At 40.7% G+C, this 1,575-nt stretch carries 2 protein-coding genes and 1 pseudogene; 2 read left to right on the plus strand and 1 reads right to left on the minus strand.

The genetic code is table 11. The features are described 5' to 3' along the window. On the plus strand, positions 1 to 606 hold a 606-nt coding region (locus ACOCD2_RS19315; RefSeq protein WP_293650122.1), incomplete at its 5' end, for a hypothetical protein. Beyond that, positions 603 to 1,130, plus strand: coding sequence for a hypothetical protein (locus ACOCD2_RS19320; protein ID WP_293650121.1), 528 nt, complete (start codon positions 603 to 605; stop codon positions 1,128 to 1,130). The genes ACOCD2_RS19315 and ACOCD2_RS19320, both read left to right, overlap by 4 nt. Before the next feature lie 87 nt (positions 1,131 to 1,217). On the opposite strand, the pseudogene ACOCD2_RS19325 reads toward ACOCD2_RS19320, so the two are convergent. Next, a pseudogene (locus tag ACOCD2_RS19325) lies at positions 1,218 to 1,575 on the minus strand (hypothetical protein); the annotation flags it as partial.

A 1,575-nucleotide genomic window follows, 5' to 3' on the forward strand; every position in this document is an offset into this window, starting at 1 on the left:
GCAGCAGCGTCGGCCATCATTGGCGGCACGGCCAGTACCCTGTCGGGAGGAAAGTTCGCAAATGGGGCGCTGAGCGGGGCGTTTGGGTATTTGTTTGCTAGAGCTGCTTGGAGGAATGGTGCCTATTTGAGCAATTCAAATGAACCGACATATGCACCTGTGTTGACGAGGTCAGAGCTAAATGGAATACTCAAAAATATGCGTAAAAACCCAACTTTTTTAGCATTAGAAGCTGATGCGGCAGAAAGGGTTGGGGGAACAATTTCATATCGTATTGATGATGCTGGCGTTGGTAATGTGATCTCTGGTGAACCATATGTTTATATTGGTCGATATGCTAGAGGGTATTCATATACTGTTGTTCCTTATGATGAGATGACCTATGACCAAGATACTGCGTTTTATGCTAGTGATGTGACTAATTCAGTATCGGGAGTGCAAAATCCATTCACCTTACAACGAGTAATTGTTCATGAGCTATACCATCACGTACAGGGCTTCTTTACTAATGAAACAAATGTGATAAACGCAACAAATAGATTTGTTGGTGGTTATCCAAGAAGAGGGCATGAAGGTTTTCTAGTTGACCGAGATAAAATCCAATGAGACCTAGAACTTTAATCTCTATTTTTCCGGTGCTTGTTTTTATAGTTATCTTAGCTTCTAATTTACTTATGAGCGCGAATTCAGATTCAGTTGTTGATGTTAGCAACAAAACAGAATATATGATTGTTGCTATAAAAAAACCTACTGTAAAGGATGGGTTTGGTTTTATTGAGGCTAAACGTACCGATGGATGGAGTGGTGTTGTTCTTGATGAAAATATTAAATTAAATATAGATGATGAAAAGCTGTGTTTTTCCTCTTCGACTGTTGGCTATAGATTTTTTGTGAGTAAAAAATATCGTGGTAGTGGGTATCAATGTGTATTTGAGGTTTACCAAAAAACTAACGACTCCTTCGGTTCAGTAAAAAAGTTTGTTAATGATAAGGAATTGCAGTTATATACAAATGATTACTCTCGTGGAGTGATTTGGATTCCAGCAAGCTGTGAAAATAACGTTAAAGAATGCCAGAGTGACTTAGATTATTTACGTGATAGAAAGATGATTTTGGAGAAGAGGCAGTAACGTAATATTTTGGTCATTGATGTTTTGAGTGTAGAACATGTGTAGAATATGGGGGCAGGTCTTTGACTTACTTGATTGCCCACCAATTTCAGCCATCCTCAAGAGACGATACGGCATGGGCGGCGTCCTGAGTCCAACGTAGGCGAGCCGCTTGATCATGTCATCCAATTGAAATCGTCGATTGAAGCGATATTCAAACTCTGCAAGATACCTGGGAACATGCTTGAGGCTGACAACGCGGTAAGGCGTACCGATGTAGGGCGTCAATAAGCGAAGCGCATTGCGCCGAAAGAATAGAGTGGGGAATACGGGGTCAAGTCTTTGGTTACTAGAGTTTAGAGTAAGCAACATTGTTCCACCGTATATTTTCGGGTGAAATAAAGTTGCTATTTTGTTCATACTGCCCGTTAGAGCTTGTTCTATACGCTGATTGCTGCATCCTGCT

The sequence above is a fragment of the Thiolapillus sp. genome (assembly GCF_048562965.1).
GTDB lineage: Bacteria > Pseudomonadota > Gammaproteobacteria > Chromatiales > Chromatiaceae > Thiolapillus > Thiolapillus brandeum_A.